The 25,851-nt window shown below is 63.4% G+C and carries 23 protein-coding genes; 15 read left to right on the top strand and 8 right to left on the bottom strand.

From position 1 onward, the window contains the following. Window position 1 precedes the first annotated feature (1 nt). Window positions 2–1,489: a histidine--tRNA ligase gene (gene hisS / locus RA20_RS10095; RefSeq protein ID WP_039127704.1), complete on the bottom strand. Its 1,488-nt coding sequence runs from the start codon at window positions 1,487–1,489 to the stop codon at window positions 2–4. 270 nt (window positions 1,490–1,759) lie between these two features. On the opposite strand from hisS, the gene RA20_RS10090 reads away from it, so the two are divergent. Together RA20_RS10090 and RA20_RS10085 are read left to right on the top strand one after the other, a co-directional pair. Next, the gene (locus tag RA20_RS10090) at window positions 1,760–1,954 is read left to right on the top strand and encodes a SlyX family protein (protein WP_039127702.1); all 195 of its coding nucleotides are present in this window, start codon (window positions 1,760–1,762) and stop codon (window positions 1,952–1,954) included. A 98-nt stretch (window positions 1,955–2,052) separates the two neighbouring features. After that, on the top strand, window positions 2,053–2,676 hold the full coding sequence (locus tag RA20_RS10085; protein WP_039127700.1) for a hypothetical protein: 624 nt from the start codon (window positions 2,053–2,055) through the stop codon (window positions 2,674–2,676). Between the two features lie 188 nt (window positions 2,677–2,864). On the opposite strand, the gene RA20_RS10080 is transcribed toward RA20_RS10085, so the two are convergent. Beyond that, window positions 2,865–3,443, bottom strand: a complete 579-nt coding sequence (locus RA20_RS10080; protein WP_052248926.1) for a 2OG-Fe(II) oxygenase — start codon at window positions 3,441–3,443, stop codon at window positions 2,865–2,867. 168 nt (window positions 3,444–3,611) lie between these two features. Further along, on the bottom strand, window positions 3,612–7,124 hold the full coding sequence (gene dnaE / locus RA20_RS10075; protein WP_039127694.1) for a DNA polymerase III subunit alpha: 3,513 nt from the start codon (window positions 7,122–7,124) through the stop codon (window positions 3,612–3,614). Between the two features lie 361 nt (window positions 7,125–7,485). Here dnaE and RA20_RS10070 point away from each other — a divergent pair, with 361 nt between their 5' ends. The 8 genes from RA20_RS10070 to RA20_RS10035 all read left to right on the top strand — a co-directional run bounded on the left by RA20_RS10070 (window position 7,486) and on the right by RA20_RS10035 (window position 17,304). Continuing rightward, window positions 7,486–8,847 (top strand): xanthine dehydrogenase small subunit, encoded by a 1,362-nt coding sequence (locus RA20_RS10070; protein WP_039127691.1) that lies wholly within the window; start codon window positions 7,486–7,488, stop codon window positions 8,845–8,847. Then, window positions 8,844–11,138, top strand: a complete 2,295-nt coding sequence (gene xdhB, locus RA20_RS10065) for a xanthine dehydrogenase molybdopterin binding subunit (RefSeq protein ID WP_039127689.1) — start codon at window positions 8,844–8,846, stop codon at window positions 11,136–11,138. Before RA20_RS10070 ends, xdhB begins: the two co-directional genes overlap by 4 nt. Beyond that, on the top strand, window positions 11,128–12,075 hold the full coding sequence (gene xdhC / locus RA20_RS10060; protein WP_039127686.1) for a xanthine dehydrogenase accessory protein XdhC: 948 nt from the start codon (window positions 11,128–11,130) through the stop codon (window positions 12,073–12,075). The genes xdhB and xdhC overlap by 11 nt, the downstream gene beginning before the upstream one ends. Further along, complete coding sequence (locus RA20_RS10055) at window positions 12,072–13,589, top strand: ABC transporter ATP-binding protein (RefSeq protein WP_039127683.1); 1,518 nt, start codon at window positions 12,072–12,074, stop codon at window positions 13,587–13,589. The genes xdhC and RA20_RS10055 overlap by 4 nt, the downstream gene beginning before the upstream one ends. A 42-nt stretch (window positions 13,590–13,631) precedes the next feature. Then, window positions 13,632–14,714 carry an ABC transporter permease gene (locus RA20_RS10050; RefSeq protein ID WP_039127681.1) on the top strand — a complete coding sequence of 361 codons (1,083 nt, stop codon included), beginning with the start codon at window positions 13,632–13,634 and terminating at the stop codon, window positions 14,712–14,714. Between the two features lies 1 nt (window position 14,715). After that, window positions 14,716–15,636 carry an ABC transporter permease gene (locus RA20_RS10045; RefSeq protein ID WP_039127678.1) on the top strand — a complete coding sequence of 307 codons (921 nt, stop codon included), beginning with the start codon at window positions 14,716–14,718 and terminating at the stop codon, window positions 15,634–15,636. A gap of 58 nt (window positions 15,637–15,694) precedes the next feature. Beyond that, window positions 15,695–16,768 carry a BMP family ABC transporter substrate-binding protein gene (locus RA20_RS10040; RefSeq protein WP_039127676.1) on the top strand — a complete coding sequence of 358 codons (1,074 nt, stop codon included), beginning with the start codon at window positions 15,695–15,697 and terminating at the stop codon, window positions 16,766–16,768. A gap of 185 nt (window positions 16,769–16,953) precedes the next feature. Beyond that, the gene (locus tag RA20_RS10035) at window positions 16,954–17,304 is read left to right on the top strand and encodes a VOC family protein (RefSeq protein ID WP_241482233.1); all 351 of its coding nucleotides are present in this window, start codon (window positions 16,954–16,956) and stop codon (window positions 17,302–17,304) included. Window positions 17,305–17,366: 62 nt separating this feature from the next. On the opposite strand, the gene RA20_RS10030 is transcribed toward RA20_RS10035, so the two are convergent. After that, complete coding sequence (locus tag RA20_RS10030) at window positions 17,367–17,951, bottom strand: hypothetical protein (RefSeq protein ID WP_152618475.1); 585 nt, start codon at window positions 17,949–17,951, stop codon at window positions 17,367–17,369. 129 nt (window positions 17,952–18,080) lie between these two features. On the opposite strand from RA20_RS10030, the gene RA20_RS10025 reads away from it, so the two are divergent. The 3 genes from RA20_RS10025 to RA20_RS10015 are packed head-to-tail and all read left to right on the top strand — an operon-like array spanning window position 18,081 to window position 20,750. Further along, window positions 18,081–19,022 carry an aldo/keto reductase gene (locus tag RA20_RS10025; protein ID WP_039127667.1) on the top strand — a complete coding sequence of 314 codons (942 nt, stop codon included), beginning with the start codon at window positions 18,081–18,083 and terminating at the stop codon, window positions 19,020–19,022. Between the two features lie 4 nt (window positions 19,023–19,026). Beyond that, window positions 19,027–20,097, top strand: a complete 1,071-nt coding sequence (locus RA20_RS10020) for an NAD(P)/FAD-dependent oxidoreductase (RefSeq protein WP_039127665.1) — start codon at window positions 19,027–19,029, stop codon at window positions 20,095–20,097. After that, the gene (locus RA20_RS10015; RefSeq protein ID WP_039127662.1) at window positions 20,097–20,750 is read left to right on the top strand and encodes a DUF938 domain-containing protein; all 654 of its coding nucleotides are present in this window, start codon (window positions 20,097–20,099) and stop codon (window positions 20,748–20,750) included. The genes RA20_RS10020 and RA20_RS10015 overlap by 1 nt, the downstream gene beginning before the upstream one ends. A gap of 6 nt (window positions 20,751–20,756) precedes the next feature. Here RA20_RS10015 and RA20_RS10010 read toward each other — a convergent pair whose 3' ends face one another. After that, window positions 20,757–21,179: a GFA family protein gene (locus RA20_RS10010; protein WP_052248925.1), complete on the bottom strand. Its 423-nt coding sequence runs from the start codon at window positions 21,177–21,179 to the stop codon at window positions 20,757–20,759. A gap of 51 nt (window positions 21,180–21,230) precedes the next feature. Next, window positions 21,231–22,082, bottom strand: coding sequence for a LysR family transcriptional regulator (locus RA20_RS10005; RefSeq protein ID WP_039127743.1), 852 nt, complete (start codon window positions 22,080–22,082; stop codon window positions 21,231–21,233). A gap of 99 nt (window positions 22,083–22,181) precedes the next feature. Here RA20_RS10005 and RA20_RS10000 point away from each other — a divergent pair, with 99 nt between their 5' ends. Further along, the gene (locus RA20_RS10000) at window positions 22,182–22,772 is read left to right on the top strand and encodes an HD domain-containing protein (protein ID WP_039127659.1); all 591 of its coding nucleotides are present in this window, start codon (window positions 22,182–22,184) and stop codon (window positions 22,770–22,772) included. A 117-nt stretch (window positions 22,773–22,889) separates the two neighbouring features. On the opposite strand, the gene RA20_RS24625 is transcribed toward RA20_RS10000, so the two are convergent. Further along, a complete protein-coding gene (locus tag RA20_RS24625; RefSeq protein WP_152618474.1) occupies window positions 22,890–23,855 on the bottom strand; it encodes a LytTR family DNA-binding domain-containing protein in 966 nt (321 codons plus the stop codon). Window positions 23,856–24,005: 150 nt separating this feature from the next. Here RA20_RS24625 and RA20_RS09990 point away from each other — a divergent pair, with 150 nt between their 5' ends. Further along, a complete protein-coding gene (locus RA20_RS09990; RefSeq protein WP_039127655.1) occupies window positions 24,006–24,191 on the top strand; it encodes a hypothetical protein in 186 nt (61 codons plus the stop codon). 434 nt (window positions 24,192–24,625) lie between these two features. Here RA20_RS09990 and RA20_RS09985 read toward each other — a convergent pair whose 3' ends face one another. Beyond that, window positions 24,626–25,729 (bottom strand): aromatic ring-hydroxylating oxygenase subunit alpha, encoded by a 1,104-nt coding sequence (locus tag RA20_RS09985; RefSeq protein ID WP_052248923.1) that lies wholly within the window; start codon window positions 25,727–25,729, stop codon window positions 24,626–24,628. Between the last annotated feature and the right edge of the window lie 122 nt (window positions 25,730–25,851).

Raw genomic sequence — 25,851 nt, 5'->3', positions numbered from 1 at the left:
ATCAGCCCTGCCCGTCCAGGATTTCGCGCACTTTGGCAACCAGTTCCGTGCGCGGCACTTCAAATTGGCTGGGGCGCTCTTTCCACTCTTCCAGCGTCGCGCTTTCGGCGATCTTGGCGCCCAGGATCAGGTCCTTGATCTGCACCACGCCATTGGCCTTCTCGTCGCCGCCTTCAATCACGGCGACCGGGGAATTCCGCTTGTCCGCATATTTCAGCTGGTTGCCGAAGTTTTTCGGATTGCCCAGGTAAACCTCGGCGCGGATGCCCGCATTGCGCAGCTCCGCCACCATCGCCTGGTAGTCCGCCATCCGGTCGCGGTCCATCACGGTGACGACCACGGGGCCAGTGGCCTCAGCGCTCAAACGGCCCTTGGCATGCAGCGCCGCCAGCAGCCGGTCGACACCGACCGAGACACCCACCGCAGGCACTTCCTGCCCGGTGAAGCGTTTCACCAGCCCGTCATAGCGCCCGCCGCCCGAGACCGAACCGAACTGCCGCTTGCGGCCTTTCTCATCGAGGATCTCGAAAGTAAGCTCTGCCTCAAACACCGGCCCGGTGTAGTAACCCAGACCGCGCACCACCGAGGGGTCGATCTCGATCCGTTCCTTGCCATAGCCGCCCGCAGCCAGCAGCTCACCGATCTGCTCCAGCTCGGCAATGCCGTCCTGGCCCACCTTGCTGTCACCAACAGCCGCGCGCAGGTTGGCAATGGTTCCCGCCGCATCTGCCGCCTTGGAGGTGAGGAATGCCAGCACCGGCGCCGCCTGATCATCCGACAGGCCAACGCCATCAATAAATGCGCCAGAGGCATCCAGGCGGCCTTTGCCAAGCAGTTCACGCACACCGCTTTCGCCCACCTTGTCGAACTTGTCGATGGTGCGCAGCACGTTGTCTTTGGCGGCTTGATCCTCGCCAAGCCCCATCGCTTCCAGCACGCCGTTCAGAACCTTGCGGTTGTTCACCCGAACCAGATAGTCGCCGCGCGGGATGCCGACGGTCTCCAGCGTGTCGGACAGCATCGCGCAGATTTCGGCATCAGCGGCCATGGAGGCAGTACCCACGGTATCCGCATCGCACTGATAGAACTGGCGGAAGCGGCCCGGGCCCGGCTTTTCGTTGCGCCAGACCGGTCCCATCGCATAGCGGCGGTAGGGCGTCGGCAGATCGTTGCGGTGCTGGGCATAGACCCGTGCCAAAGGCGCCGTCAGGTCATAGCGCAGCGCCATCCAGTCGCCGTTGCCGTCGTCCTCGGTCTCCTGCCAGGCAAACACGCCTTCGTTCGGGCGGTCCACATCGGGCAGGAACTTGCCCAGCGCTTCAACGGTTTCCACCGCCGAACTTTCCAGCGCCTCGAACCCGTAATGATGATACACACCCGCGATGGCCCGCAGCATCTCGCTGCGCTGGGTCACCTCCGCACCGAAATAGTCACGGAACCCCTTTGGCGTTTGCGCCTTGGGGCGGGGCTGTTTCTTCACTTTGGCCATCTGAGGCCTCCTCACGGGTAGCGGTTTCACTCGCGTGGCGGTCTAACGGAAGCAGGTCACAACGGCAAGACAGAGCCGCGGGAGGCAATGACGCAGGAAGCAAATGCCGAAGATTCACCGGGCCGAAAGGCCGGGCCGCGCCTGCCTGCCCCCCCGGCTGGCGCGTTCGCGCCAGCCCAGGCAGTCCCAGCCCTCATTTCCACGCGGAAACCATGGACCTTGACCGCCAACACGCCTATCTAAGCGCATCCGCAACCAAAGGCCTGACCCATGCAGCATCTGGAAGAGCAAATCGCCCATCTGACCCGCAGCGTGGAGGAGATGAGCGACGTGATCGCCCGACAGCAGCAGGAGATCGACGTGCTGACCCGCCGTGTCGCCATGCTGATGCAGCGCGAAGCCACCCGCGAGCAGGAGGGCGGCGGCGGAGTGGTTTTTGCCGACGAACGCCCGCCGCATTACTGACGCCGCCCCTGAAACCCACGGTTTTCCTTGATCCAAACGCTTGCCCCGCGCAGGCTGTCACCCAGGTATTTTGTGACAAGTGATTGGGGGACACAGCCATGGCACCATCCAACGACCCGGTGGAATTCGTCGAAAAGGGCATCGATAAGCTTCATACCCGGGTGATCTTCTACCTCAAGAAGGTCTGGAAGCGCGTCCGCTCGCTGCTGATGCCGCTGCGCAAGTTCATGAAGAAGATGCTCTCGGCGGCCAAGTCCATCGCCAAAACCGCCGGCAAGAAGGCAGTCTCGCAGGTCACCTCCGCCGGGCAGACAGTGCTCAATCTGCTGGACCGGGTGGAGCAGATGCTGAAGAGCATGATCAAGCTGGGCCAGCGCATCCTCGACACAATCCGCAAGAACACCGACCGCTCCCGCCTGGTCCGGGTGCTGAAAACCGTGGTCCGCAAATACGTCGAGATGTTCCGCCAGGTCTGGGGCTGGGTGCAGGAGATCTGGGAGCAGATCGGCGTGCTCGACACCGCGCTGTCGATCCTGAACCGCTTTGCCTCGGTGCTGCAGATCGTCTTTGGCTGGATCAAGGAGCTGACCACGATCCTGGGCGGCGTGAAGAAGGTGAAAGGGATGCTGAAAAAGGTGGTGAAAACCCTGCGGCTGGAAATGAAAGAGGCCATCCGCCTGCTGAAAGACGTCGCCAAGCTGCCAGTGCCGAAGGAGGCCTGACCCTCCCCCTCAGGAACGGGCCTGCGACAGCCCGTGGGATGACACTTCAACGGCTGTTCGGGGCAGTTTATCCCGGTCAAGCCTGCAGATACTCTTCGGCGGAGCGTATTGCCTCACCATTGTGTCAGCCCTCCCGAACGGGCTGACACAGGCCAGGTGCGCTCCGCGCCGTTACTCAAGGTTAAGGTCTATCCTGCGGCCTCAAACATCACATCCGTGCGCAAGACGTATTTAACGCCAGATCGCACGGGATCGCCCCTGTGGGACAACTGATGATGAAAGAACAATGCCTTGCCAGTTGCAGGCCTTATTGTGAAGTCAGAAAAGCGGAATGGCGAGAACACATCCGCAAAACTGGTGCCGCCGCCCTCAAACCCTTCATTAAGATACACCATCATGGTGAAACGGCTGACGGCCCCGTCAGCGCTGCAGTACTCACCATCCTGATGCCAATCAAAAAATTGACCAGGATGATAGCGGTACAGCCGAAAACGCTCGTTCAGCCGGACCGCCACTGAATCTTTGAACGGCGCGGAGAAGGAAGGTTTAATTTTGCACCACATGGAATCGGCAAGCCCCGGATCATCAAAGATTACCCGATCATTGTTCCGGATTTCCGGAACCGCCTCGATTCCACGTTCAGTGCTGATCGTCGCCTTCTCGAACCCAACACTTTGGGCCTTCGCGATCATTTCTTTGCAGAAATCAACAGATACAAACTCAGCCGCCTCAAAGACACGGCCATGCAATACTTCTGGAATGCTCATAGTTTTTTACTCCGGTATGACAGTACGAAGGGTCGTCAAAGTCATGCCGGAAGCATCAATGGTGTTTGCCCCGCAAAAGAGCGTGGTGGCAAAATAGTTTCTGCATTACCTGTTTCATGCTTTCACCGCTAACAATGCGCAGCTCCGCTGTCAATCTGTGCGGGAAATCTAGATCTCCTCCACATCCAGCACGCCTTCCAGCGACTTCAGGGCGCCCTTGATCTGCGGGTTGATCGGGAAGGCCTGGCCCAGGTCCATCTCCACATCGCCGGGCAGCGCCGGGTCCTGCAGGTACATATAGACCTCGCCGCGGGACGCATTTCGGGCGGCGGATTTGGCGTCCTCCAGCACCTGAGCCACGGTGCCCACGGCAGCGGCGTCACTCACATAGACCCGCAGGGAACTGCGCCCGGCATCGGCAATGGCGCTGTCCACCGGACCAACCGAGCGCACCAGCAGTTTCAGCTGGTCGCTCTCCATCGTCGCCTCGGCGGTGATCACCACCTTGGAGCCGGTCTCCAGATACTCGCGGGACTTCTCCAGCACCTCAGAGAACAGCGTCACCTCAAAGGCGCCGGAGGGGTCCGACAGCTGGGCAAAGGCAAAGCGGTTGCCGCGGGCCGACTTGCGCTCCTGCCGGCCAGCCACCACGCCTGCCATCTTGGCAATGCAGGCGCCGCGCTCGGCTTTGGCGGTGACTTCGTCCAGCGTCATCACATCCTTGCGCTTGAGCGCGGGCATGTAATCGTCCAGCGGATGGCCTGAGAGGTAAAAGCCAATCGCCTTGAATTCCTCAGACAGACGCTCGGCCGGCAGCCAGTCCGGCACCGACGGCAGGCGCGGCTCCGGTAGGTCCTCGCCCGCCTCGCCGAACAGCGACACCTGGCTGGAGGCGCGCTGGTCATGCACTGCGGCAGAGTAATCCACCAGCGCGCCAAGACTTTCAAACACCCGGCGGCGATTCTGGTCGAGCTGGTCAAAGGCCCCGGCCCGCGCCATCATCTCCAAGGGCCGCTTGCCGACCTTCTTGAGGTTCACCCGGCGGGCAAAGTCGAAGAGGTTCACAAAGACGCGCTCGTTGCCATCCTCATTGCGCGCCTCGGTCACCAGCCGCATCACGTCAACGCCGACGTTTTTCAGCGCGCCCAGCGCATAGACCAGTTCGCCCTTGACCACATTGAACGTCGCCATCGACCGGTTGACGCAGGGCGGCACGTATTTCAGCTTCAGCCCCTTCTTCACCTCTTCGAAGTAGATCGCCAGCTTGTCGGTCAGATGGATATCGCAGTTCATGACGCCGGCCATGAACTCCACCGGGTGGTTCGCCTTCAGCCAGCCGGTCTGATAGGACACAACTGCATAGGCCGCCGCGTGGGACTTGTTGAAGCCGTAGTTGGCGAATTTCTCCAGAAGGTCGAAGACCTCGGAGGCCTTCTTCTTGTCGACGCCGTTTTCCGCCGCGCCCTTCTCGAATTTCGGGCGCTCGGCGTCCATCGCCTCCTTGATCTTCTTACCCATCGCCCGGCGCAGCAGGTCCGCGCCGCCAAGGGTGTAGTTCGCCATCACCTGGGCGATCTGCATCACCTGTTCCTGATAGACGATGATGCCCTGGGTTTCCTCCAGGATGTGGTCGATCAGCGGATGCACCGAGGTGATCTCGCGCATCCCGTTCTTCACCTCGCAGTAGACCGGGATGTTCTCCATCGGGCCGGGCCGGTACAGCGCCACCAGCGCCACGATGTCCTCGATGCAGGTGGGCTTCATGCGCTTCAGCGCATCCATCATGCCGGTGGATTCCACCTGGAACACCGCCACGGTCTTGGCGCGGGAGTAGAGGTCGTAGGTGACCTTGTCGTCCAGCGGAATGGCGTTGATCTGGTTCTCCGCCCCTTCCGGCGGATCATAGAGCTGGGTGCCGTCCTCGGCGATATGCAGATCGCGGCCAGACTGGAAAATCAGATCCATCGCGTTCTGAATGACGGTCAGCGTCTTCAGGCCCAGGAAGTCGAACTTCACCAGCCCCGCCTGCTCCACCCATTTCATGTTGAACTGGGTGGCCGGCATGTCCGAACGCGGATCGCGGTAGAGCGGCACCAGCGCGTCCAGCGGCCGGTCGCCGATCACCACGCCCGCCGCGTGGGTACCGGCAGAGCGCAGCAGCCCCTCCACCTGCATGCCGTATTTCAAAAGGCGATCAACGACTTCCTCGTTCTCGGCCTCCTCGCGCAGGCGCGGCTCTTCCTTCAGCGAGTCCACGATGGACATCGGCTTCACACCCTCGACCGGGATCAGCTTGGACAGCCGGTCCACCTGGCCATAGGGCATCTGCAAAACCCGCCCCATGTCGCGCACCGCCGCCTTGGACAGAAGCGCGCCAAAGGTGATGATCTGGCCAACCTTGTCGCGGCCGTATTTCTCCTGCACGTATTTGATCACCTCTTCGCGGCGGTCCATGCAGAAGTCGATGTCGAAGTCGGGCATCGAAACCCGTTCCGGGTTCAGGAAGCGTTCAAACAGCAGCGAATAACGCAGCGGGTCAAGGTCGGTGATGGTCAACGCATAAGCCACGAGGCTACCCGCACCCGAGCCCCGCCCCGGCCCCACCGGGATGTCGTGGTCCTTGGCCCATTGGATAAAGTCGGCAACGATCAGGAAGTAGCCCGGAAACCCCATCCCCTCGATGATGCCCAGCTCGAAATCGAGCCGTTCCTGGTATTCCTCAACGCTCACCGCGTGCGGGATCACCGCCAGACGCCGCTGCAGACCGTCATTGGCGATGCGGCGCAGTTCGGCCACCTCGTCATCGGCGAACTTCGGCAGGATCGGGTCGCGCCGGTACGCCATGAAGGCGCAGCGCTTGGCGATTTCCACGGTGTTTTCAATCGCCTCGGGCAGGTCGGCAAACAGCGCGACCATCTCCTCCTGGCTTTTGAAGTAATGCTGCGCGGTCAGGCGGCGGCGCGGCTCCACCTGGTCGACATAAGCACCTTCGGCGATGCAGATCATCGCATCATGGGCCTCGTACATTTCCGTGTTGGGGAAATAGACGTCATTGGTGGCGACCAGCGGCAGGTCCAGGGCATAGGCCATCTCCACATGGCCGCGCTCGGTCGCCTTCTCCGCCTCCGGCTGGCCGTGCTCTCCCGGATGGCGCTGCAGCTCCACATACAGGCGGTCCGGGAAAATCGCCTTCAGCCGCTGCATCAGCGCCTCAGCCGCCGGACGCTGCCCCATCTGCAGCAGCCGTCCAACCGGCCCGTCCGGCCCGCCGCTGAGGCAGATCACATCGCCGGAATTCGCCTCCAGCTCCTCCAGCGTCACATAAGGCAGCTCGCCCCCCTGCCGCAGGTAGAGGCAGGAGTTCAGCTTCATCAGATGCTCGTACCCCGCCTCGCTCTGCGCCAGAAGCACCAAGGGTGCGGGCGGTTTCGGCCGCTCCCCCGGTGCCGGTTCGGTAAACCGCAGGTCCACCTGGCAGCCCATGATCGGCTGCACGCCTGCACCGCTTGCCGAAACGGAAAACTCCAGCGCCGAAAACAGGTTGTTGCTGTCTGTCACCGCAATTGCGGGCATCTCGTGTTTCTTGCACAGGTCCGGCAGCTTCTTCAGCCGCAGTGCGCCCTCCAGCAGAGAGTATTCAGTATGGGTGCGCAGGTGAATGAATCGGGGAGAGCTTGTCATGCCGCCACGCTATATTATTGGCGCGGCAGGGTGAAAGGGCGATCTGCGCCCCGAACACCCGCCAAAACCGCTGCGGTGAAGCCTTGATTTTATCCATTTTGTTGAAACTCTTTCGCGGATGGCGCGTAAAGCTGCCGCAAAGATGCGGATAAAACGCATAAATATTAATGCCCTACCCAAACAGTGGGCAATTTTCTTGCGCCGCGGAATACTGCACTGCAGCACCGGTTTTCCTTGCTTTGGCAACGGCCCGCTCCCTAGGCTGTTGGCAGCAAGCAATAATTCAGCCCGCTTCCCCCTCTGCGCCGCATCGAGGGGGCGGCACTTCGGGCCAACAGGGTAAAGCGGCGGTATCGGGAAGATGGCACTCACCTTTCGTCTGAATGGTGAAGAAGTCCGCATTCCGGACGCAGATCCGTCGGCAACATTGCTGGACTGGCTGCGCGAGGAAAGAGGGCTTACCGGCACCAAGGAAGGCTGCAACGAAGGCGATTGCGGTGCCTGCACCGTTATGGTCACCGGCGCGCATGGTTCCAAGGCCTTGAACGCCTGCATCCTGTTCCTGCCCCAGCTCAACGGTAAATCCGTCCGCACCGTCGAGGGCGCCGCTGGCCCGGACGGCAGCCTGCACCCGGTGCAGCAGGCGATGGTGGATCACCACGGCAGCCAATGCGGCTTCTGCACGCCCGGTTTCATCATGTCGATGGTGACGGCCCATGCCAACGGCGCCACCGATTTCGACGACCAGCTCGCAGGCAACCTGTGCCGCTGCACCGGCTACGCCCCGATCATCCGCGCGGCCGAAGCCGCCCAAGACGCCCCGGTGCCAGACTGGATCACCCGCGACCGCCCGGTTGAACCCGGCATCCAGCCGCTGTTGCCGCAGTCAGCAGATGAACTCGCGGATCTCTATCAAGAGCACCCGGACGCAACCCTGATCGCCGGCGCCACCGATGTGGGCCTCTGGGTCACCAAACAGCTGCGCCATCTGCCGAAGATGATCTTCCTCGACGGATGCACGGATCTTAAGGGCATCGAGATCACGGACAGCACCGTCCGCATCGGTGCCATGGCCGATATGAACGCCCTGCGCGCCGCAATGGAACCGCTGCACCACTCACTCGCCGAAATGCTGCGCCGCTTCGCTTCCCAGCAGGTGCGCGCTGCCGCCACCGTCGGCGGCAACATCGCCAACGGCTCCCCCATCGGCGACACACCGCCTGCCCTGATCACGCTTGGCGCCACACTGCACCTGCGCAAGGGGAACAGCCGCCGCGAACTGCCGCTGGAAGACTTCTTCCTCGATTACGGCAAACAGGACCGCCAGCCCGGCGAATTTGTCGAGGCGGTCTGCTTCCCGCGCCAGCCCGACGTGCTGAAGGTCTACAAACTGTCGAAACGTTTTGACCAGGATATCTCCGCCGTGCTCGGTGCCTTCAGTGTGACGGCTGAAAACGGCCAGATCGCAGCCGCCCGCATCGCATTCGGCGGCATGGCGGGTATCCCCAAGCGCGCAGCCCATGTGGAAGCCGCACTCATCGGCCAGCCCTGGAACGAGGCCACGATCCAATCCGCCGCCGCGGCCTTGGATCAGGACTTCACCCCGATGAGCGACATGCGGGCCTCTGCCGAATACCGGCTGGAAACCGCGCGCAACATGCTATGGCGCTATTACGCCGAGCAGAGCGGCCAGCCGGTCTCGGTGCTGGGGGTCCGCCCATGAGCGTCTCCAAACCCCTCCCCCATGACGCCGCCGAACTGCATGTGACCGGTGCCGCGCGGTATGTGGACGACATCCCCTCTCCCGCCGGAACGCTGCATCTGGCCTTTGGCCTCTCCCCCATTGCCCGCGGCCATATCACCGGCATGCATCTGACCGGCGTGCAGCACAGCCCCGGCGTGGCGGCGGTGATGACCGCCAAGGGGCTGCCGTTTTCCAATGACGTCTCGCCTTCAATCCATGACGAGCCGCTGCTGGCGGCCGGCACCGTCAACTATGTCGGCCAGCCGGTGTTCCTGGTTGTGGCCGACAGCCACAAGAACGCCCGTGTCGCCGCCCGCAAGGGCCAGGTGGATTATGAGGAAGAGCCCGCCCTCCTCACCCTCGACGCGGCAATGGCTGCAGACAGCCGGTTTGAAGAAGGCCCGCGCATCTATCAGAAAGGCGATGCCGCCGCTGCCATCAGCGCCGCCCCGCGCACAGTTGAGGGCACGTTTGAACTCGGCGGGCAGGAGCATTTCTATCTCGAAGGCCAGGCAGCAATGGCCTGGCCGCAGGAGGACGGCGGCATGCATGTCTTCTCCTCTACCCAGCACCCGACCGAAATCCAGCACAAGGTAGCGGATGCCATCGGCCTGCCGATGCATGCCGTCCGGGTCGAGACCCGACGCATGGGCGGCGGATTCGGCGGCAAGGAAAGCCAGGGCAATGCACTGGCTGTCGCCTGTGCCGTTGCGGCGCGGCTGACCGGCAAGCCCTGCAAGATGCGCTATGACCGCGACGACGACATGGTGATCACCGGAAAGCGCCACGCCTTCCGCATCTCCTACCGCGCCGGTTTTGATGACGAAGGCCGCCTGCAGGGGGTCGAGTTTCTGCATCTGGCCGATTGCGGCTGGGCGCAGGATCTGTCGCTGCCGGTTGCCGACCGCGCCATGCTGCACAGCGACAACGCCTATCTGATCCCCAATATCCGCATCGAAAGCCACCGCCTGCGCACCAACCGGCAAAGCGCCACCGCCTACCGCGGCTTTGGCGGCCCGCAGGGCATGGTCGGGATAGAGCGGGTGATGGACCACATTGCCCATGACCTTGCAATGGACCCCGCAGAACTGCGGCGGCGGAACTACTACGCGGCACCGGCAGAAGCGAAAGCGGAAAACACCACGCCTTACGGAATGGAAGTCACCGACTTTGAACTGCATGGCATAACAGCAGATCTTCTCGCCTCTTCGGATTATGCAGCCCGCAAGGCGGCGATTTCCAAGTGGAATGAAGGGCAGACACATCTGAAACGCGGTATCGCCTTTTCCCCGGTAAAGTTCGGCATTTCCTTTACCCTTACCCACCTCAATCAGGCCGGCGCCCTGGTGCATGTCTACCAGGACGGCTCTGTGCATCTGAACCACGGCGGCACCGAAATGGGCCAGGGGCTGTTCCAGAAAGTGGCGCAGGTCGCAGCCAGCCGCTTTGCCGTCCCGCTGGAGAAGGTAAAGATCACCGCTACAGACACCGGCAAAGTGCCCAATACCTCGGCCACGGCGGCGTCCTCAGGCTCGGATCTCAACGGCATGGCGGTGCAGGCCGCCTGCGACACCATCCGCACCCGGATGGCCGAACATCTGGCGCTGCAGCATCAGGCCCGGCCTTCGGATGTGGTGTTTGAGAACGGAATGGTGCGCATCGGTCAGGATGAGATGACCTTCGATCAGGCCGCAGCCGCTTGTTACCAGGGCCGTGTCAGCCTGTCGGCCACCGGTTTCTACAAGACCCCCAAAGTGGAATGGGACCGGATCAAGGGCCATGGCCGCCCGTTCTATTACTTCGCCTATGGCGCCGCAGTGACCGAAGTGGCGGTGGATGCGCTGACCGGCGAGAACCGCATCCTGCGCGCCGATATCCTGCATGATGCCGGTGCCTCGCTGAACCCCGCGCTCGACACCGGCCAGATCGAAGGCGGCTATGTGCAGGGCGCAGGCTGGCTCACTACCGAAGAACTGGTCTGGGATGACGCCGGGCGGCTCAGGACCCATGCGCCTTCCACCTACAAGATTCCCGCCTGCTCCGACCGGCCCGATGTGTTCAACGTCGCGCTCTATGACGGGCAGAACCGCGAAGACACCATCTACCGCTCCAAGGCAGTGGGCGAGCCGCCCTTCATGCTGGGCATCTCCGCCTGGCTGGCCCTCAGCGATGCGGTCTCTGCCTTTGGCGAGACCTACCCGGCGCTGAACGCGCCCGCGACGGCTGAAGAGGTCTGGCGCGCAATCCGGAGGGTGCGGGATGGGGTTTGACGTCCAAACCCTCCGCGAGGCGGTTGCACGGCATGGCCGCGTGGTACGGGTGGTGATCGCCTCCGTCCGCGGCTCCTCCCCGCGCGAGACGGGCACCGCAATGCTGGTCTGGCAGGATGGCCAAAGCGGCACCATCGGCGGCGGCACACTGGAATTTGAGGCCGCTGAAGCGGCGCGCAGCCAAACGGAACCAAAACGGCTCAGCACGCATGCGCTGGGCCCGGACCTGGGCCAGTGCTGCGGCGGTGCGGTCACGCTGCTGAGCGAAGTTTATGAAGCCGCGGACATGGCGGCACTGGGCAGCGAGGTTATTGCCCGCCCCGCTGCTCCGGCGCCGATGCCGCCAGCAACACCGATGTCCGTGAAACGCATCCTCGCCAGCGCCCGCAGCCAGGGGCTCGCGCCCGCGCCGCAGCTGGCGGACGGCTGGATGATCGAGCCGGTTCACCGCCCCTGCAGCCCGGTCTGGATCTGGGGCGCAGGCCATGTCGGGCGGGCGCTGGTCGATGTGCTGGCACCGCTGCCGGATCTGGAGATCACCTGGGCAGACACCGGTGCGGACCGGTTCCCGTCGGAAATCCCGCCGGCCCTCACCGCGGTCCCGGCTTCTGACCCAGCGTTACTGGTATCCCATGCGCCTGAAAACGCGGCACATTTGGTGCTGACCTATTCCCATGCGCTGGATCTGGCGCTATGCCACGCGCTGTTGAGTCATCGCTTTGCATTCGCCGGGCTGATCGGCTCCAAGACCAAATGGGCGCGGTTCCGCTCGCGTCTTGCCGCCCTGGGGCATGCGCCCGGGCACATCGCAAGGATCACCTGCCCGATCGGCGATCCGCAGCTTGGGAAACATCCGCAAATGATTGCGGTCGGCGTGGCAGCCCAGCTGCTGCGGCACGGTGTAAGAGACGAACAGAGAGAGGGCGCACGCGCGTGACTGTACCATTGCTGAGCCTGCAGGGCCTGACCAAGGCCTACCCCGGAGTGGTGGCCAATGACACTGTCTCCTTTGACATCGGTGAAGGCGAGGTGCATGCGCTCCTCGGCGAAAACGGCGCCGGGAAATCGACGCTGGTCAAGATGATCTACGGCCTCGTGAAACCCGACAGCGGCCAGATGCTGCTGCGCGGCCAGCCCTTTGCCCCCGCCGAGCCGCGCCAGGCCCGTGCTGACGGCATCGCCATGGTGTTCCAGCATTTCTCGCTGTTTGACGCGCTGAATGTGGCCGAGAATATCGCCCTGGGGATGGAGAACCCGCCCGAGATGCGCGATCTCGCGGCCCGCATCCGCGAGGTGTCCGAGACCTACGGCCTGCCCTTGGACCCGTTTCGCACCGTCGGCGACCTGTCCGCAGGCGAGCGCCAGCGGGTTGAGATCATCCGCTGCCTGCTGCAGGACCCGAAGCTCCTGATCATGGATGAGCCGACCTCGGTTCTGACCCCGCAGGAAGTCGATATCCTGTTCGAAACGCTGCAGAAACTGCGCTCCGAAGGCACCTCGATCCTCTACATCTCGCACAAGCTTGAGGAAATCCGCACTCTGTGCGACCACGCCACCATCCTGCGCCTGGGCAAGAACGTGGGCGAATGCACCCCCTCTGAGACCTCGGCCCGCGACATGGCCGAGATGATGGTGGGCAGCACCCTGCAGACGCCGCAGCGCGCGAGCCGCGAGTTCGGTGATGTGGCGATGGATATCTCCGGCCTGTCGGTGCCTGCGCCTTCGGCCTTTGGCACGGCGCTCAAGAATGTGCATCTGACCGTGCGCAAGGGCGAGATCCTCGGCATCGGCGGTGTCGCAGGCAACGGCCAGGACGAGCTGCTCGGGGTTTTGTCCGGCGAAACCCTGACGGAAGCCGATGCGGTGAAACTGCATGGGCAGCCAATCGGCAAGCTGGGCCCCACCGCGCGGCGCCATCTGGGAGTGCTGGCCGCGCCCGAGGAACGCCTCGGCCACGCCGCCGCCCCAGATATGAGCCTGACGGAAAACGCCATGCTCACCGGTTCGGTGCGCGAGGGGCTGGAGAAGAACGGCTTTCTCGACTGGGGCAAGACCAAGGAGTTTGCCGAGCGCATCATCAAGGCTTTTGACGTCCGCACCCCGGGTCCCGGCAATGCGGCGCGGTCGCTGTCCGGCGGCAACCTGCAGAAATTCGTGATTGGCCGCGAAGTGCTGCAGGACCCCGACGTACTGGTGGTGAACCAGCCGACCTGGGGCGTTGATGCTGCAGCCGCCGCTTCCATCCGCCAGTCGCTGCTGGATCTGGCCGCCAAGGGCGCCGCTGTGATCTGCATCAGCCAGGATCTGGATGAGCTGATGGAAATCTCCGACAGTTTTGCTGCCCTGAACGAAGGCCGTCTCAGCGCCCCGCGCGAGGCCATGGGCCTGACCGTGGACGAAATCGGCCTGATGATGGGCGGGGCCCACGGCATGGAGGTGGCGCATGTCTGACCTCCGCAACATAAATCAAAAGATGAAACAGGGAGCCGCTTCATGATCCGGCTTGAGAAACGGCCGCAGCCGTCGCGCGCCTGGTCGATGGCAACGCCGCTGGTGGCGGTGCTGGCGACGATGCTGTTTGGCGGGCTTTTGTTCGCAGCACTCGGCAAACCGCCGGTAGAGGCGATCCGCACCATTTTCTGGGAGCCGCTGTTTGGCGAGTTCGCCTTCTACTACCGGCCGCAGCTGCTGGTCAAAGGCGCGCCGCTGGTGCTGATCGCCATCGGCCTGTCGCTGGGCTTCCGCGCGGGCATCTGGAACATCGGCGCCGAGGGCCAGTACATCATGGGCGCCATTTGCGGCGCCGGGGCCGGCCTTGCCTTCTACCCGGCCGTGTCCTTTCTGATCTTCCCGCTGATGGTGGTGGCCGGCGCGCTGGGCGGCTGGGCCTGGGCGATGATCCCTGCGGTGCTGAAAACCCGTTTCGGCACCAATGAGATCCTGGTCTCTCTGATGCTGGTCTATGTCGCCGAGCAGTTCCTCGCCTCGGTCTCATTGGGCCTGCTGAAGAACCCGGAGGGCTTCGGTTTCCCCGGCTCGCGCAACCTGCAGTCCTGGGACAGCGCCCATAACGCCGAGCTGATCGCAGGTTCCGGCATGCATTGGGGCGTGGTGGCGGCGCTGATTGCGGTGATCTTTGCCTATGTGCTGCTGAACCGCCACATGACCGGCTATCACATCCGCCTGACTGGCGAGGCACCGCGGGCGGCCAAGTTTGCCGGCGTGAACCCCACCCGGCTGGTGCTGTTCTGCCTGGGCACCTCCGGCGCTCTGGCAGGGCTTGCCGGGCTGTTTGAGGTTTCCGGCCCCTCCGGCCAGATCACCATCGACTTCAACGTGGGTTATGGCTTTACCGCGATCATCGTCGCCTTCCTGGGCCGCCTGCATCCGGTCGGCATTCTGCTGGCAGGCGGGCTGATGGCACTGACCTATATTGGCGGCGACATCGCGCAGTCGAACCTGCAGCTGCCCGCCGCGGCGATCCAGGTCTTCCAGGGGATGCTGCTGTTCTTCCTGCTGGCGTTTGACCTGCTCACAAACTTCCGCATCGCAATTGGCAAGCCGGAGGTGGCGTAACATGGATCTTTCTGCAATCAACCCGGTCCTGCTCATCGCTTCGCTGATGGTGGCGGCGACCCCGCTTCTGCTGGCGGCAATTGGCGAGCTGGTGGTCGAGAAGTCCGGCGTTTTGAACCTCGGCGTTGAGGGGATGATGATCACCGGCGCCATCGCTGGCTTTGCCACGGCTGTGGAAAGCGGCTCGCCGCTCCTAGGCTTCATCGCTGCCGCCTTTGCCGGCGCGGCGCTGTCGATCCTGTTTGCCATCCTCACCCAGTTTGCCCAGGCCAACCAGGTGGCCTCGGGACTGTCGCTAACGCTGTTCGGGCTGGGCCTGTCGGCACTGATGGGGCAGTCCTATGTCGGCATCAAGCCGCCGCAGATGGGGGACATCCACATCCCCGTCCTGAGCGACCTGCCCGTTGTCGGCCCGATTATCTTCGGCCATGACATCATCCTCTACTTCGGCATCGCCTTGACCGCCGCGGTCTGGTGGGTGCTGAAATATTCCCGCATCGGCCTGGTGCTGCGGGCAGTGGGGGAAAACCACGATGCCGCCCATGCGCTCGGCTACAAGGTGATCCGGATCCGCATCGCTGCCATCATGTTCGGCGGCGCCTGCGCGGGCCTTGGCGGCGCCTACATCAGCCTGATCCGCGTCCCGCAATGGACCGAAGGCATGACCGCCGGCATCGGCTGGATTGCCCTGGCACTGGTGGTCTTTGCCAGCTGGAAACCCTGGCGCGCACTCTTGGGTGCCTATCTCTTCGGCGGCGTCACCGTGGTGCAGCTCAATCTGCAGGCGGCAGGCGTTGCCATTCCGGTCGAGTATCTGGCAATGTCGCCCTATCTGATTACAATCATTGTGCTTGTTATCCTTTCTGCGGACAAAAGCAGCGCACCTGCCTCGCTTGGCCGCAACTTCCACGCCTCCCGCTAGCGGGGGGCTTTTCACTGCCCCCCGCCCGGGGCCAATAGATCCAACTGGGGAGAACCTGATGAAACTGACCAATCTTCTGACCAGCGCCGCCGTGGCGCTTGGCCTGGCCGCAAGTGCGGCGATGGCCGACACCACCAAAGTGGGCTTTGTTTATGTCGGCCCCGTCGGCGACGGCGGCTGGACCTATGAGCACGACCAGGGCCGCAAGGCGGTTGAAGCCGAATTCGGCGACAAGGTCGAAACCGTTTACGTTGAAAACGTCGCTGAAGGCCCGGACGCCGAGCGCGTGATGACCCAGATGGCGCTGGAAGGCGCGGACCTGATCTTCACCACCTCCTTCGGCTACATGGATCCGACCATCAACGTCGCCAAGAAATTCCCCAACGTGAAATTCGAGCACGCCACCGGCTACAAGCGCGCCGACAACGTCTCGACCTATTCCGCCCGTTTCTATGAAGGCCGCGCTGTGCAGGGCACCATCGCGGGCCACATGACTGAGTCGAACATCGTCGGCTACATCGGCTCCTACCCGATCCCGGAAGTGGTGCGCGGCATCAACTCTGCCTATATCCACGCCAAAAAAGTGAACCCCGACGTCCAGTTCAAGATCGTCTGGGCCTTCACCTGGTTCGACCCGGCGAAGGAAGCCGACGCCGCCAAGGTTCTGATTGAACAGGGCGCCGACGTGATCCTACAGCACACCGACTCCACCGCGCCGCAGGCAGCTGCGCAGGCCGCCGGCAACGTGATCACCTTCGGCCAGGCCTCCGACATGGCCGAGTATGGCCCCAAGCCGCGCGTGTCCTCCATCATCGATGACTGGGCGCCCTACTACATCGCCCGCACCAGGGCCGTGATGGACGGCACCTGGGAAAGCAAAGACACCTGGGACGGCATTGGCGCCGGCATGGTGGGCATCGGCGAGATCTCCGACGCGGTTCCGGCTGACGTCAAGGAAGCTGCCCTGGCAATCAAGGCCTCGCTGGCAGACGGCTCTTACCACGCCTTCACCGGCCCGCTGAAAAAGCAGGACGGCTCCGACTGGCTGGCAGACGGCGAAACCGCCGATGACGGCACCCTGGCCGGCATGAACTTCTATGTCGAAGGCCTGGAAGGCGACATCCCGCAGTAATCTTTGCGGTTCGCGAACATTGAAAGGCCCGCCATCCGGCGGGCCTTTTTTTGTGGGTAAAGCACTGATTTTCCCGGCGGACTGCTGACACACCCTGTCACTGCTTGCAGTTAGACCCGCCCTGTAATCAGCCGGCTGCATTTTGGCCGGCAGTTGCACCAGCGGATTGGAGATTGCCCGTGAAAATGAATTACTTCGTTGTTGGAACCAATGACATGGACGCCTCGGTCAGGTTCTACGGCGCGCTGTTTGAAGACAAAGGATTTACAAACGTCCGCCCCAGCGAAAGAATGACCTACTGGCTGCGGGACGATTTTGCCTTTGCAACCGCCCTGCCCTTTGATGGTCAACCGGCCGCCAATGGCAATGGAACCATGGTGGGGTTCAGCACCGGATCGGCTGAAGAGGTAACACGCCTCTATGAAAAGGCGCTCAGCCTGGGCGGCACCTGCGAAGGGGCTCCAGGCCGGCGCGGACCGCGGTTTTCAGCATATGTCCGGGATCTGGACCGTAACAAACTCTGCTTCTCGGACTAGCCCCTTAATCTTCTGGAGGCACCGCGGCTGTTCACAAGCCGCGGCCTCTCTGCGCCACAGGGTCAGGAGCAGGCAACCGGAGCCGCAAGCTGCACCGCAACACCATCCTGCCGCTTGATCAGCGCAGGCCCAGTCACCTGGCAGCCCGACAGCTCTGCCACATGGGTGTAAAGCTGCTTCAGCGCCTCCTTGTCGGACGCCACCAGATACTTCAGCTGCAGGCTGATCTTGAACAGCACTGCAAAGCTGCTGCCGTCGACCGTGACAATCCGGAACCTGGCTCTCGACTTGCCCAGGTGGGTTTGCGCTGCATAGGGCGACTTCCGCTTTGAGCTCATATACCCCATCGCCGTCTGTGCCGCCGCACGCCCGGCGGAAGGTGCGCCGCCTGCCTGGTAGCGGGCGGTATGGGTGACCAGCCAGGGCGCTCCGGTCCGGGTCTTGTGCAGACCAGGCCGCATGGCCGTGGTGTAAACCCCGGCCTCCGCCAAAGCTGCCGTGCGGTAGTCCGGCGTGCCCGGCGCAGCCGTCTGCACCGCAGCCTGGGTGCCGTATCCGGTCCGGGTTGCCGACCAATAGTCCGTCTGCTCCGGCGCAGAGCAGGCCGCCAGCAGCGCCGCGGCCCCGATCATCAGAAACTGTTTCACATTCACTCTCCATTCCGCTTGCCGCATCCTGGCAGAAAAAGCGGGCGGCATTGTGGCAGCCAGCAGAACAAACACCATGCCGGCAAAACCGCCTTTCCAGCCGCCTGCCCCTATGCCAAGCTCCGCGCCATGACCCAGATTCTGACCAGCCCCGACGGAACCCCGGCCAGCCGCTTTGCCTTTGGCTGCATGCAGTTCGGCGGCCGCGCCGGTGAGCGCCAATCGGCAGAGATGTACGCTGCCAGCCGCGCCGCCGGCATCACCCATTTCGACACCGCCTGGGTCTATACCGAGGGCCGCTCGGAACAGATTCTGGGCAGCCTGATCAAGGCGGAGCGCGATCAGCTTCTGATCGCCACCAAAGCAGGCTACGAAGGCGGCGCCGGTGCAGCCAACATGCGCGCTCAGCTGGACGCCAGCTTGCAGCGTTTGCAGCTGGACATGGTGGATGTGCTCTATCTGCACAGGTTCGATCCCGACACCGATCTGCGCGAAACCATGGACTGTTTTGCCGCCCTCAAGGACGAGGGCAGGATCCGCTATGCCGGTCTGTCGAACTTTGCCGCCTGGCAGGTGATGAAGGCGCAGATGGCCGGTCTGGCCTCCGGCATCTGCGTGGACATCCTGCAGCCGATGTACTCGCTGGTGAAGCGCCAGGCCGAGGTCGAGATTCTGCCGATGTGCGCCGATCAGGGCATCGCGGCCGCACCGTACTCTCCCCTCGGCGGCGGATTGCTGACCGGAAAATACGCCGCAGGCGGCACCGGCCGCATCACCGAGGACAAGGGCTACAGCACCCGTTACAGCCCCGCCGTCATGCATGAAACCGCCAAGGCCCTGGCAGATCTGGCCGCCCAGCGCGGGGTTGATCCAGCCACCCTTGCCGTGGCCTGGGCCGCCGCCCATCCTGCCGCACCGATGCCGATCATCTCGGCCCGCAATGCAGAACAGCTGCAGCCCTCGCTTTCGGCACTGGCCTTTGGCATGGACGCGGAGCTGTACCAGGCGGTCGAAGCCCTCAGCCCCCGCCCGGCCCCAGCCACCGACCGGCTGGAAGAACAGGAGAGCTAACCTCATGCAGGACTTCCTTATCATCGGCGGCGGGCTGGCGGGCACCGGCGCCGCAGCCAAGCTTTCAGAGCTCGGCAGCGTCACTCTGCTGGAGATGGAAGACGCGCTTGGCTATCACGCCTCGGGCCGTTCTGCCGCGATGTTTGCCGAAACCTACGGGCCGCCGCCGGTGGTGGAACTTTCCCGCGCAAGTGCTGCCCATCATCAGGCACAGGGCTGCCTGTCGCCGCGCGGCTTCATGCTGGTGGGCGGGCCGCAGAACGCCGAGGTCTTTGCTCACGGGCTGAAGGAGCTGGATCTGGAGCCCATTTCCGGCGCGGAAGCCCGCGACAAGGTGCCGATCCTGCATCCCGAACGGGTCACCATGGCGGGTTTTCATGCTGAGGCCCAGGACCTCGACGCCGATCTGCTGCTGCAGGGCTTTGCCAAGGCGGCACGCGCCAATGGTGCCGTAGTCCAGACCCGTGCGCCCGTCACCGCCATTACCCGCACCGCCGCCGGCTGGCAGGTGACCGCAGGCGGTGAAACCTATGAAGCCAGGCAACTGGTCAATGCCGCAGGCGCCTGGGCCGACCGGGTCGCCGTGATGGCAGGCGCCGCGCCGATCGGGCTGCAGCCCAAACGCCGCTCGATGGCACGGCTGCCCGCCCCGGGCGGCCATGACGTCACGTCCTGGCCGATGATCATGGGTGCAGGCGAGACCTGGTACGCCAAACCGGATGCCGGCAAGCTGCTGGTCTCTCCGGCCGAAGCCGACCCGGTTGATCCGCATGATGCCTATGCCGACGACATGGTGCTGGCCGAAGGCCTGGCCCGATATGAGGAAAACGTGACCGAGCCGGTCACCCGCGTTGAAAGCAACTGGGCAGGCCTGCGCAGCTTTGCCCCGGACGGGGCGCTGCTGCTGGGCCCCGACCCGGCCCATCCCGGTTTCATCTGGAGCGCCGGCCAGGGCGGCTATGGCGTGCAGACCTCTCCCGCCGCGGCGCAGCTGGTTGCGGATCTGGTGGCCGGCCGCCAGACGGAGCTGGACGCGGCCACCGTAACTGCCTTGTCGCCTGCGAGGCTGCGCTGATGCCGGTGCGGTCAGTTCCCGGCGCAGCGTCCGTCGCCGCGCCCCAGGACGGCAAGCTCTTTGCCCCGGCCGCCGCCCGCAATGCAGAGGTGCTGTGCGATCTGCTGGCAGAGGTTGCCCCAGAGCAAGGCAAGGCGCTGGAACTCGCCAGCGGCACCGGCCAGCACGCGGTTGCCTATGCCGCCCGCCTGCCCGGCCTGTGCTGGCAGCCGACCGAAGTGGACGAAATCCGCCGCGCCAGCATTCAAGCCTATGCCGCAGAAAGCGGGCTCAGCAACATTTCCCCGCCCCTGCCGCTCGACGCTACCGCCCCCGGCTGGAGCGCGGATCACGCGGGCCAGGATCTGATCATGCTGGTGAACCTCCTGCACCTGATCAGCGAAAGCGAGGCCAGAACCCTGATCCGCGAGGCCGCCGCCGCTCTCGCCCCCGGCGGGCGGTTCGTGATCTATGGCCCCTTCATGCGCGGCGGCGAGCTGACCAGCGACGGCGACCGCAATTTCCACGCGGCCTTATCCGGCCATGACCCGGCAATAGGCTACAAGGACGACTTCGATACCATCACCTGGCTGCAGGCCGCCGGTCTGGAGCTGGTTCAGGCGGTGGAGATGCCCGCCAACAACCTGGCGCTGGTAACTGGCAAACCTGCCTGAGCGGGTTCAGCCGCCATTCTCGACCGGCTCCGCGCCCTCTGCCGACGCGGCATATTTTGGCAAGCCGTCCGAGACCTGAGTCCAGGCAACCCGTTCGGCCCAGTGGAAATGAGCCTGGGGTTCAAACTGTGCCAGGTCATCCAAGGTTGCCGCAAAAAGATGGGTCTCCGCCGGCCAGCGGGTGGAGCGGTAGAACACCTGCGCTCCGCAGGACGGGCAGAACCCCCGCTCCACCGCGGCGGAAGACCGGTTAACCGCGGGCGTGCCGGTCCAGGCAACACCGTCGCGCGGCACCCCGAAAAAGCTGGTGAAAGCAGCAGAACTGGCCCGGCGGCAGCTGTCGCAGTGGCAATGGCCTGCCCACAGCACCGGCCCGTCTGTTTCCCAGGAAATTGCGCCGCATTGGCAGCGGCCGCTCAGCTTGGTCATTCTCTCCTCCCTTTCCTCCAGAAGCTGCAGAGTTCCGGCACGGATTTGCCGCTAAACGCCGGCGCGCACCTCCCTGAGGCCTTGCAGCACCTGACGGATCTGCTCCAGTGCCGGGTTGTCCGGCAGATACAGAACCTTGCAGCCGAGCTGGATCTGCGGCGCATCCTCCACTGCGTGGATCTGCCCCGCTGCCAGCGCCTCTGCCGCCATATAGGCCGGAAAATACCCCATGCCGCCGCGTTTCATCAAATAGCGCAGGCCCATCGGCGCATTGCCCAGCACGATGTGCTGACGGCTGCGCTGCGGCAGGACCTGCTGCAGCTGGGCGGAATACTCGTTGCCGAATTCCAGATTGATGAACAGCGGCAGCTCATCCTGGCCCAGCCGGACGGGCCGGTCCGAGACCAGCACCAGCTTCTCCGGCGGCAGCTCCTCCACCCCCAGCCTGGTGCCTGCCGGCGCTTCATTCACAATTGCCAGGTCCAGCAGCCTGCGCGCCACCGCCTCTGCCATGTTGAGCCCATGGTCGTAGTTCAGCGTAAACGGCACCGCGCCCTGCGCCTGCTCCAGCCAGACGGCCACATCCACCAGCAGCGGATCCCAGACCGACAGCTGCGCCCCCAGCCGCAGCGACATGCGGCCTGCCAGGCTTGCCCGCAAATCGCCGGAAACAAACTCCCAGGTGCGGATCATCTGCTCGGCATAAGGCAGGAACTGCCGCCCCGCCGCACTCAGCCGCGTACCGCCGGGGCCGCGTTCGAACAGGCTGGCGCCCAGCGCCTCTTCCAGCGCCTTGATCCGGGCACTGACCGCGGTCTGGGTAATGTTCAGCGCCCGCGCTGCACCGTGAAAGCTGCCCGCGGCCTCGATCGCCAGAAAAGTCTCAAAAGCGTTGATCTGCATGTGATCATTATTTCTGGTCAGATTGAGCAAATCAATTCGTTTTCCTGATCACCCTGCTTCCGCTACCCTCCTGCTCAGATCAACCAAAGGACTCGCGACATGCTGGACAAAAGCCACAAGCCAACCTGGACCAGTTTCGAAGAAGCCACGCCCGAGGACTGGGCCGCGGTGGAAGCCTATGAGGAGGCCTATAACGCCGCCCTGCCCGACCGTATCCTAGACGCAATCCGCTCGCTGGACGAGGATTGGACCCCCTACCCGGTGAACCGTTACCAGCACAGCCTGCAGGCCGCGACCCGCGCCTATGAGGACGGCGCCGATGATGAGATCATCGTGGCCGCCCTGGTGCATGACACCGGCGACATCCTGTCCCCCTATAACCACGGCGAATTGTCGGCGGCGATGATGAAGCCCTATGTCAGCGAGAAGACCTATTGGATCCTCAAGCACCACTGCGTGTTCCAGGGCTTCTACTACAACCACCACTTCGGCGGCGACCGCAACGCGCGGGACAAGTACCGCGACAGCCCCTATTGGGAAGACTGCCGGTATTTCTGCGAGAAATACGACCAATGCGCCTTTGACCCGGATTACCCGACCAAGCCTCTGGAATTCTTCGAGCCGATCCTGCGCAAGGTTCTGTCGCGCGGATGGGGCCATATGGAGCTGGCCGAAACCGCCAACGACTGACGCCAAGACACCGGGGCGCATCCTCTCCGCGCCCCGCCTGGCATGGACCAGGCTGCGCCCCTCCCGGCTCTCCGCTGGAGGGGCGTTTCTGCTGGCGATCAGCCTCTGGGCGCCTGCCTAATGCTCTTCGATCTGCCAGTGCCTGGCAATCTCGCGCACCTGCGCACGCCGCCCCCGTGCGACTGGCACCCGGATGCCCTCCTCAAGCAGCAGAACATCCCCCTGGCTCCCGCGTTTCAGCCCCGCCACGGCGGTGCGGGCGACCCACCAGGACCGGTGCGGCTGAATGCCTGCACCTTCCGGCATCTGTGCAATCAGGTCCCCAAGCCGGCCGCGCAAGGTCTGCTGGCCGGAACGTGTCGCGATCCGCAGGTAATGCTCCTCCGATTTTGCATAGCGCAGTTCCTCCAGGGCAAAAGTCTTGCCGCTCAGCACCACTGGCCGGGAGGCCGCTGCATCGCTTGGCGCTTCAGGCTCCGCATCCGCGGCAGGGCCGCTATCCGCCTGTTTGATCTGCGCCGCGGTTTCCTCCGCCTGCAAAGGCAAGCCGCTGCGTCCGCTGCCGCGCCGGTACAACCCGAGCTTCAGGCTCGCGTCGACATGCGGAAGAACGAACACGAACAGCAGCGTTTCGAAGGCGTAGCTCAGAACGATGTTATACGGCAAATGCTGCAGCAAGGCCTGCCTGTTGAACTCCATGTCGGTATAGCTGGAGGCCACAGCCACCACCAGAACCGACACCAGCACCATAGCCGTCGCATTTGGCACCGCCCGAAGCATCCGCACCACTGGCCCGCCCGGTGCCAGCACAAACCACGCCAGCAGCATTCCAACATAAACGAGAATGAAACCCGCCACGCAAACCGCCCAAAGCATTACATTCGCGAACAATGGCATACCCGCCTCGCGGTAACCGTGCGTGTCAAACGCGGTCAGCAGAAACACCACCGCTGCAGCGTATTTCAGAAAGATCCCATTGCGCAAAACCAGCTTCATTTCATGTGACGTGAACTGCGGCGGCTCACCGAACATGTCAAACAGCTGCATTTCGCGGCTTTGGAGATTGTCCTTGATAGTCCCCAAACTTATCAGCCCCGTGTAAATGGTTGCATTTTTCAAGAGTGGCCGGGGGCGGTTTCTTCATTCCTTGTATTGCCGCACAAGAAGAGATTGCCTCCGCGCTCAATCCCGCTCTGTCATCAGGCACCTCGCGTATCGATAAATGGATTTCCCATGCGCCAGTTCGTACCGGCAGATTTCAAGAAGATTTCCGAAAACCTGCACCGGCTGCAGGAGCATTACTTCACCGCCGGCTGCCGCGAAGAGCGCGCTGCCGCCGAGGCAGCGATTGCCGCTGCCATGCGCTGGATCGAAACGGCGCTGAGCAGCTTTGATCAGCCGCCGGGACCCCAAAACTGAAGCCGCACCCGAACCTGGTGCAGCCTGCTTTGGCAATCCGCCTCCTGCAGGAGCGAAACTTCTGCAGCGCCGGCCGGGCAACACATCCCGTAAAGCCCTGATCCGGAGCTGCCTTCTGACACCTGAGTTTCTCATAACACCAGCTTAGGCAGAGGCATTCCAAAAAAGGAATGGATGAAATCCATGATTCTGCGGGAAATAATCTTGGCCATTCCCCTAGGATTGTAGCAGTTCTGCACTACAATCAGCTACCAGAAAATCAGCCACTGATTGCCAAACCAACCACCAAAAACAATCCAGGGGAGATCCGCTTGTCCAAGCTTCCCCAGCGTAAGCCTTCCGGCACGCCGCCGCTGGCTTTCCGGTGCAGGAAAAGCCGCCCCGGACGGGCATCCGGAGCGGCAGGGTTCACGCAGGCTGCTGGGGAAAAAGCATCAGCTGCGTGCCATGGCGGCCTGGTAGTGCTCCAGAAACGCCATGATCGGATGTTCCGACTGAGAGGAGCAGATGGCATCCACCACCAGCGGCCCAGTGTCGAAACCGCCGGATTCCAGCCCGCGCTGCACCGAATCCACGATCGGCCCGTCCTCGGAAAAGGTGGTGGTCCGGTGCTGCAGGATGATTTCCTCCTCAACCGGGTTCGGAGCTGAATCCGGCAGCCACCAGTCAACTTCGATCTTGGTCCTGTTCACCCCCATTGGCTTCCAGCGGTAGGTATTCACGATGCCGCCGGGATAAACCTGCAGCGCCACCAGCGGGAAAAACCACCAGGTCAGGAACCTGTCGGTCTTCGCCTCCGGGTCCGCAACATAGGAATAGCTTTTCTTCTCGTCGGGCCGCGCGGGCGAGACATGGCGGATGCCGTAGTCATAGCCGCGGGTGCGGTATGCGTCCGGATCCACCACCCCCGTGGTCAGCGTCTTGTGCACCACCGCGCAGTGGTAGCATTCGTTGAAATTCTCGGCGACAACCTTCCAGTTTGCGCTGGCCAGCCGTTCGGTCCGCGCCGCGTGGCGGTAGCCGGCAAGATTGGGGGCATAGTCCTGGATCTCCGGAATGGCTTCTGCTGCCAGCTCTGCAAAGGGCATCGCCTCTGCATCCAGGTTGACCAGCACCAGGCCAAAGAACACCTCCACCCGCACCTGCCGCAGCTTGTGCCGCGACTTGTCGAAGCCCGGGAAATTCGCCGCATTGGGCGCCGCGCGCAATTGGCCCGTCGTGTCGTAGGTCCAGGCGTGGTACGGGCAGGTCATCTTCCTGGCGCAGCCCTTGCCTTCCAGAAGCTCGTGGCCGCGGTGGATGCAGACATTGTAAAACGCCCGGATCTCCCCGTCCTGGCCGCGCATCACAATGACGGAGGTGCCCGAGACATCCTCCACCACGTAATCGCCCGCACCCGGAATATCATTCGCATGCCCGATCAGCTGCCAGGACCGGCGGAAGATCTTCGCCCTCTCCTCGGCAAAAAGCGCCTCATCGGTGTAGCTGCGGGCCGGAAGGGTGGTGTAGACACCGCCGGCAAAGCTCATTTCCCCCATCTGTCCTCCTCCGGGCAACCTGGCTGAGGGAAAAGATGCCGCCTGGGCAGAGGGTTTCGCCTTCATTCCCGCCCTGCGGGTCGGAAACAGAAGACCTGTTTCCGGCATGTGCGCCGGTTTTA

Source organism: Leisingera sp. ANG-Vp, from assembly GCF_000813725.1.
GTDB lineage: Bacteria > Pseudomonadota > Alphaproteobacteria > Rhodobacterales > Rhodobacteraceae > Leisingera.
The sequence above is the reverse complement of the archived record's forward strand: the minus strand, read 5'-3'. Positions and strand labels throughout refer to the sequence as shown.

Bases quoted from the DNA above. Each gene is read 5' to 3' on its own strand.
- RA20_RS10070 (WP_039127691.1), top strand. From the start codon at position 7,486: ATGGCACTCACCTTTCGTCTGAATGGTGAAGAAGTCCGCATTCCGGAC.
- hisS (WP_039127704.1), bottom strand. From the start codon at position 1,489: ATGGCCAAAGTGAAGAAACAGCCCCGCCCCAAGGCGCAAACGCCAAAG.
- RA20_RS10045 (WP_039127678.1), top strand. From the start codon at position 14,716: ATGGATCTTTCTGCAATCAACCCGGTCCTGCTCATCGCTTCGCTGATG.
- RA20_RS10040 (WP_039127676.1), top strand. From the start codon at position 15,695: ATGAAACTGACCAATCTTCTGACCAGCGCCGCCGTGGCGCTTGGCCTG.
- xdhB (WP_039127689.1), top strand. From the start codon at position 8,844: ATGAGCGTCTCCAAACCCCTCCCCCATGACGCCGCCGAACTGCATGTG.
- RA20_RS10010 (WP_052248925.1), bottom strand. From the start codon at position 21,179: ATGACCAAGCTGAGCGGCCGCTGCCAATGCGGCGCAATTTCCTGGGAA.
- RA20_RS10050 (WP_039127681.1), top strand. From the start codon at position 13,632: ATGATCCGGCTTGAGAAACGGCCGCAGCCGTCGCGCGCCTGGTCGATG.
- RA20_RS10025 (WP_039127667.1), top strand. From the start codon at position 18,081: ATGACCCAGATTCTGACCAGCCCCGACGGAACCCCGGCCAGCCGCTTT.
- RA20_RS10005 (WP_039127743.1), bottom strand. From the start codon at position 22,082: ATGCAGATCAACGCTTTTGAGACTTTTCTGGCGATCGAGGCCGCGGGC.
- RA20_RS10080 (WP_052248926.1), bottom strand. From the start codon at position 3,443: ATGAGCATTCCAGAAGTATTGCATGGCCGTGTCTTTGAGGCGGCTGAG.
- xdhC (WP_039127686.1), top strand. From the start codon at position 11,128: ATGGGGTTTGACGTCCAAACCCTCCGCGAGGCGGTTGCACGGCATGGC.
- RA20_RS10015 (WP_039127662.1), top strand. From the start codon at position 20,097: ATGCCGGTGCGGTCAGTTCCCGGCGCAGCGTCCGTCGCCGCGCCCCAG.
- dnaE (WP_039127694.1), bottom strand. From the start codon at position 7,124: ATGACAAGCTCTCCCCGATTCATTCACCTGCGCACCCATACTGAATAC.
- RA20_RS09985 (WP_052248923.1), bottom strand. From the start codon at position 25,729: ATGGGGGAAATGAGCTTTGCCGGCGGTGTCTACACCACCCTTCCGGCC.
- RA20_RS10020 (WP_039127665.1), top strand. From the start codon at position 19,027: ATGCAGGACTTCCTTATCATCGGCGGCGGGCTGGCGGGCACCGGCGCC.
- RA20_RS10090 (WP_039127702.1), top strand. From the start codon at position 1,760: ATGCAGCATCTGGAAGAGCAAATCGCCCATCTGACCCGCAGCGTGGAG.
- RA20_RS09990 (WP_039127655.1), top strand. From the start codon at position 24,006: ATGCGCCAGTTCGTACCGGCAGATTTCAAGAAGATTTCCGAAAACCTG.
- RA20_RS10035 (WP_241482233.1), top strand. From the start codon at position 16,954: ATGAATTACTTCGTTGTTGGAACCAATGACATGGACGCCTCGGTCAGG.
- RA20_RS10085 (WP_039127700.1), top strand. From the start codon at position 2,053: ATGGCACCATCCAACGACCCGGTGGAATTCGTCGAAAAGGGCATCGAT.
- RA20_RS10000 (WP_039127659.1), top strand. From the start codon at position 22,182: ATGCTGGACAAAAGCCACAAGCCAACCTGGACCAGTTTCGAAGAAGCC.